This window comes from bacterium, from assembly GCA_023135785.1.
In the GTDB taxonomy this organism is placed as follows: domain Bacteria; phylum CAIJMQ01; class CAIJMQ01; order CAIJMQ01; family CAIJMQ01; genus CAZNJA01.
The window spans coordinates 1-6,192 of sequence record JAGLSL010000086.1; the positions used below are offsets into that span (position 1 = coordinate 1).

Annotated in this window: 6 protein-coding genes; 4 read left to right on the forward strand and 2 right to left on the reverse strand. The window is 37.8% G+C overall.

All coding sequences use genetic code 11. The annotated features are described in order from the left end of the window. A partial coding sequence (locus tag KAS42_06185) for a hypothetical protein (protein MCK4905806.1) occupies positions 1-274 on the forward strand: 274 nt, incomplete at its 5' end. A gap of 229 nt (positions 275-503) precedes the next feature. Here KAS42_06185 and KAS42_06190 read toward each other — a convergent pair. After that, positions 504-989, reverse strand: coding sequence for a hypothetical protein (locus KAS42_06190; GenBank protein MCK4905807.1), 486 nt, complete (start codon positions 987-989; stop codon positions 504-506). A gap of 178 nt (positions 990-1,167) precedes the next feature. Between KAS42_06190 and secA the strand changes: the two genes are divergently transcribed. The 3 genes from secA to KAS42_06205 are packed head-to-tail and all read left to right on the forward strand — an operon-like array spanning position 1,168 to position 5,472. Further along, entirely contained in the window at positions 1,168-3,933 is a 2,766-nt protein-coding gene (secA, locus tag KAS42_06195) for a preprotein translocase subunit SecA (protein ID MCK4905808.1), read from the forward strand. Positions 3,934-3,948: 15 nt separating this feature from the next. Further along, on the forward strand, positions 3,949-4,710 hold the full coding sequence (locus KAS42_06200; GenBank protein ID MCK4905809.1) for a PilZ domain-containing protein: 762 nt from the start codon (positions 3,949-3,951) through the stop codon (positions 4,708-4,710). Positions 4,711-4,755: 45 nt separating this feature from the next. Further along, positions 4,756-5,472: a PilZ domain-containing protein gene (locus KAS42_06205; protein MCK4905810.1), complete on the forward strand. Its 717-nt coding sequence runs from the start codon at positions 4,756-4,758 to the stop codon at positions 5,470-5,472. A gap of 220 nt (positions 5,473-5,692) precedes the next feature. On the opposite strand, the gene KAS42_06210 is transcribed toward KAS42_06205, so the two are convergent. Further along, positions 5,693-6,192, reverse strand: a 500-nt coding sequence (locus KAS42_06210) for an ABC transporter ATP-binding protein (GenBank protein MCK4905811.1), incomplete at its 5' end; no start/stop codon positions are given.

The window sequence follows — 6,192 nt, forward strand, 5'->3', positions numbered from 1 at the left end:
CAGAGGTCAGAAGACAGATGACAGATGGCAGAGAACAGAAAAAAAATGGGAAAATATACTCTCTCTTGTCATTGCGAGCCAAAGGCGAAGTAATCTCAAATACGAGATTGCCACGCTCACCGCGTTCGCTCGCAATGACAGTAAGTGGGTAATAGCTCGCCTGACAAATAGTGGGCAGGGAGGACAGAAATCAGAAAACAGAGGGCAGGTTATCAGGGAATCGGGATATCAAGGGAAGAAGTATATAAGAAGGGGAGAAATAAATAATGATTAGAGATTTGTTAAGCCCTATTTCCAAGGTTTCCCACATTTTGGACAAACACCTGTGTCAAACACGTTGAGACCAATTGATAACCCACAACTGCTACATACGCGGTTCATTGCAGTATCAGCTGCGTTGTCATCTTTTACAAGTTTTAGTCCGCATTTGGGACAAACTGGTTCACCTAACATAGTCTGGACATTGAAATGTCCAGTAGGGCATTTTAGTCCTATTCCTATTTTCATTGGTTTCTAACTCCAAAAATCTTTTTCGTTTTTATACCTTTTACATTGACTATAGTTCCTGGTCTTAATACGGTAGATTTACCGCCTGCATTAATGCCAGTGATTTCTTCAGCTTCTTCACCCTCAACATTTATTTCGCCTTCAATTATCAACTCTACCTTTGATTCTTTTTTTGATCTCGTTTCGTTCAATTTATTCATTAAAGTCTCCATATTCCATTTATCTTGAAGGTCTACTATATCATGACAATCTGTACAACACCAAAATAGATTCTCGGCAGAATCAATAAGTTTTTTTGGGTAGTTGGTGTCGTGTCGTGGTCCATCAGTTGATACTGCACGTATGTGAGAAAATCTTCCCACTCTTTTTCCCCCAATATCTGTATATCTTGCAAAAGCTGTAGGTTGAAGACATATTTCACAAAGTGGAGCAGCACGACCTAATACTGCGATTTTTACAGAAGCGTTCAATTTTTTTCTCATTGTCTTTTATTCTGTCGGTCAATATATATCATAACTATCCCCCTGTCAATTTCCCTCTGGCTGTTTAGTTACTGCTTTATCGGTTACATCTATTAAATAAATTGTGTTTTTTTATTCTGCAATCTGCAATCCGCAGTAGAATTCCTCTATTTCCTCTGCAGTGCTATAATACGCCGTTATGTTAGGAAACATATTATCCAATATCCGTCAGAAAAAAGAACTGGCACGTCTTTCTAAAATCGTCGAGCAAATTTATTCTCACGAATCCGAGTTCAAAGCGCTTTCCGAGGGCGGTATTATCAAAAAAACAGAAGAATTAAAATTAATAGCTGTGCAAAAATATAAAGAAAGCGAAGAACTGCTAAAAGAGTTGAAGGCAAGGATAGATATGGCTTCCGGTGCGGAAGAGAAGGGCAGAATCAAAAAAGAGATAAAGAGTTTATATAATCAGATGCTTGCCGATATTTTGCCACAGTCTTTTGCTTTAGTTAAAGAAGCCTGCAAAAGATTGGTGGGTAAACGTTGGAATGTGAGCGATATAGAGGTTGTGTGGGAGATGGTGCCGTTTGATGTGCAGTTAATGGGCGGTATTATTCTTCACGAAGGTAAAATTGCCGAGATGGCTACAGGCGAAGGAAAGACTCTTGTGGCGACTATGCCCGCTTATCTTAACGCTTTACTCGGCAGAGGCGTACATATCGTTACAGTAAACGATTATCTTGCGCATCGAGACAATGAATGGATGGGACCCCTATATAAGTCTCTTGGGTTGACGGTCGGAGTAATTCAGTCAAATATGGATACAACTGCAAGAAGAGATGCATATAACTGCGATATTACTTATGGGACCAATAACGAATTCGGATTTGATTATCTGCGCGATAATATTTGCGGTAGAAAGGAAGATATTGTGCAGAGGAATTTGCATTATGCGATTATTGATGAAGTTGATTCCATATTGATTGACGAAGCACGGACGCCGCTTATTATTTCCGGTCCGACTGATGATTCGGTGGATTTGTATTTAAAGATAGACAAGATAGTCCGTCGCCTGCAAAAAGACACTGATTATGAAGTTGATGAAAAAGCGCATGTTGTTATGTTAACAGAAGACGGAATAGAAAAAGCTCAGGAATTATTGGGTATAGATTCGCTCTATGATACCGCAAGTATGGGATTTGCCGGATATATTAACCAAGCTCTTCGCGCTCATAATCTATTTCGCGAAGATAAGGATTATCTTATAAAAGACGGACAAGTGCTTATAGTAGATGAGTTCACAGGCAGATTGCTTCCGGGCAGAAGATATTCCGAAGGGTTACATCAGGCGCTTGAAGCGAAATCTATAAATGAAGGTAAGCAGGTAACCATTGAAAGAGAAAATCAGACACTGGCTACGATTACCTTTCAAAACTATTTCCGTATTTATTATGAAAAATATGCAGGCATGACAGGAACCGCTAAAACTGAAGAGGGTGAATTTAGAGGGGTTTACGACCTTGTAGTGGTTTCTATTCCTACAAATAAACCTTTGCAAAGAACAGGATTTTCCGATGTTATATATAAAACAAGAAAACAGATGTTAAATGCGGTGGGAGAAGAGATAAGAAGGTTGCACGAAGAGGGAAGGCCTGTATTGGTCGGAACGATTTCCATACAAAGCTCTGAAGAGGTTTCAAACTTTTTAAAGGAAGAAGGTATAGAGCACGAAGTTTTGAATGCGAAATATCATGAAAAAGAAGCAAAGATAATATCGGAAGCAGGACAAAAAGCAACGGTAACAATAGCAACGCAAATGGCCGGAAGAGGCACGGACATCAAATTGGGAGTAGGTGTCGCCGAAATAGGTGGACTTCATATATTGGGTGTTGAAAGACACGAAGATAGACGTATTGATAATCAATTACGCGGACGCTCAGGCAGACAGGGTGACCCGGGCTCTTCGCAGTTTTTCCTTTCTTTGGAAGATGACCTCTTAAGGATATTCGGCGGGGACAGAATAAAAAATCTTATGGAGCATTTCGGGCTTCCCGATAACGAACCAATAACTCATTCCTGGCTTACAAGAACTATAGAAAGCGCTCAAAAGCGTATGGAAGAGCAGAATTTTGATATAAGAAAAAACTTACTTAGTTTTGACGATGTAATGGATAGACAGCGCGAAGTTATATATAAAGAAAGAAGAAGGGCGCTGGAGGATGATAATCTTAAAGAAATCATTCTGCAAATGATGGATGATGTAATAGATAACGAAATATCTTTTTATGCGCCGGAAAAAGTCCATTCTGAAGACTGGGACTGGGATAGTTTGAAAAAATTCGTTTCTTCTCATTTCTCTTTTTTCTTACCCGAAATAGATTTGGAACATATAAACACGAAAGAATTAAAACTTATTTTGAAAGAAAAAGTTCGTGAAGTTTATTCTCAGAAAGAACGGGAAATAAGCGCGGAGACTGCGTCTGACTTGGGACAAATAGAAATGATGAGGCATTTAGAAAAAATAGTTTTACTTCAGACTATAGACAGATGCTGGAAAGAACATCTGCGGGAGATGGATGAGTTAAGACAGGGGATTGGTCTAAGAGGTTATGGAGGAACAAATCCCTTAGTGGAATATAAAAAAGAAGCATATCAAATGTTTGGTGCTCTTAATTATAGGATTGAGAAAGAAGTGACCAATTATCTTTTTAAAGTCAAATTGTCTCAAGAAAGGGAAGAAAATATTGCGGGTTCCGGCAAAATGCGATTTGTGCATCAGGATGCTGATAATTTAAAAAGAAACGCTGTAATATCAAATCAAAGACCTAATCCTCAAATTACTCGTCAACAAACAGAGGCAAAAAGTGTTCCTTTTCGCAGGACTCAAGCCAAGGTTGGTAGGAATGACCCATGTCCTTGCGGCAGTGGAAAGAAATATAAAAAATGTTGCGGTAAAAATGTATAAGTAACGGAGATTACTATGGGTTTTTTCTTTTTTAGAAGAAGGAATAAAGTAAGAAAAAAAGAAAGTCGTGTTTTAGAACCACGTTCGGAAAAGAAAAGTGATTTTAAGAATCCTGTTGTTGTTTTATTTATGAGAATAGAGGGACAATCCAAAATTTATGAATTACCTCACGGGAAAGATTTTAATATAGGTTCTGATCCGCAAAATGACTTATGCTTGAACAAACCGAATGTTTTCCCCTTCCATGCAAGGATAACTCCCGTAAAAGATAGCTATGTTCTTTATAACCTATTGTCAAAAACTGGGGTTATGGTAAACCAACACGAAATCCATGAATATAAATTGAGATTCGGAGACAGAATAGAAATCGGCTCTATTGTTTTGCTTTTTGATTTAAAAAGAGGATATAGAAGAACCGACGAATTTTTAGAAGGCGCTGAAAGAAGAAGAGCGGTAAGAATTTCTCCTCCGCTTACTTTAAGGTTTATAGTTTATTCTCACAATAAAGCCAAAGAGTTTGTAGCATTAATAAAAGATGTAAGTTTAGAAGGGGTGAGAATAGAGTTGGAAGAAAAATTAACTAAGGGAAGCATGATAGAAGCGCAAATTTATTCTCCGGACCTTCCATCAATTGACTTGATAGGAACAGTAGTACGGGAAGTCGCTTTTGACAGAGGTGGTAAAATACTACATGAAGTAGGGGTTCAATTTTTAGAGATGAGTGATAAATCGAAGGAAAGACTTCACAATTATCTTGTTGAATGCATTTCCGAATAAATATTTAGAATGAAATACGCAACTTCTTAATTGCTGGGTGATATTATGAAAAACGGAAACCATATTTTGTCAAATGTACCACAGGGAGAAATAAAAGATAGTTTGGTACGCCCCGCTGTTCTTATATGCGAGAAAATTCACGGAGAATCCCCTGTTTACAATTTATCCGGTAACAAAGAATTTTTTATTGGGCAAAACCCTGAAAATGATTTATGTTTGACAGGAGATGATGTTTCGGATGTTCACGCAAAAATAAGGCCTGAAGAAGAAAATTACATGCTTTATGATTTAGCTTCAAAAAGCGGATTAACCTTAAATTGGACAAAAACATTAAAATGCAAATTGGAACATAAAGACCGAATAAAAATCGGCTCTCATACTTTGATTTTTGAGTTTGTAAAAGAAGAAGAAGTTTTTGACAGAATAGAGAGAATAAAAACAGATAATGTAAGACCGATTATAACCCTAAAATTTTTGCTTAATGTTGATAATAAACTTGAAGAATATAGTGGAACAGTGAAAGATATAAATCTTAATGGCGCAAGAATAGAAATGCAAGAGGAAGTATTGCACAAAGGCAATGTCATGGAAGCGAGTATTTTTTCTTCAGAACTTTCGCTTGTTGAAGTTATGGCTCAAGTTATTTGGGAAAGAGTTCAAGATAGAGGTGGAAAACTATTATATGATATTGGGCTTCAATTCATAGAGATGGATGAAAAAGCAACAAGCCGACTAAAAGATTATATTGATAAACCCCGTTAGAGATAGGTAGCCATTGCTTGCCTCTCGGCGAAACCGAGGGTATCTATGGCAACCGTAAAACAAACTTGATATTTGAACACTCTCTATTTTTGTTCCTGAAGTGTTGAGATAGATCATAACTTTTCTTTTTAATCTCTAACGGGGTAAACCCCGTTAGAGAATAGCTATTCAAATTTAGATTCAGGGTGTTTCTTTTACTTCTCCCCCAAAGTTTTTGTCTTTAAACTAAATGACACGAAACAAAGTGATTGTTGCCCTTATTTTCTAACCTAGGCACATCGGTTGTACATTTTTGTACGCCGATGGGACATCTGGGATGGAATCTACATCCGGGCGAAGGATTTGAGGCAGAAGGAACATCTCCCTTTAAAATCGTTCTTTTATCCTTATTTTCACCTATTCGCGGAACATCTGATATAAGCGCTTGAGTATAAGGATGAAGCGGGTTGTTGATTATATCAGAGGTATCTGCACTTTCTACGATTTGTCCGAGGTACATAACAGCCGTTTTGTCAGCAATATAGCTTACGACGCTCAAGTCGTGTGAAATAAATAGATAAGATAATTTGTGTTTATTTTTAAGGTCTATGAGTAAATTGATAACCTGTGCCTGAATAGACACATCCAGAGCGCTTACCGCTTCATCGCATATTATCAACTTGGGTTTCATCGAAATCGCGCGCGCAATGCTTATTCTCTGTCTCTGCCCGCCTGAAAATT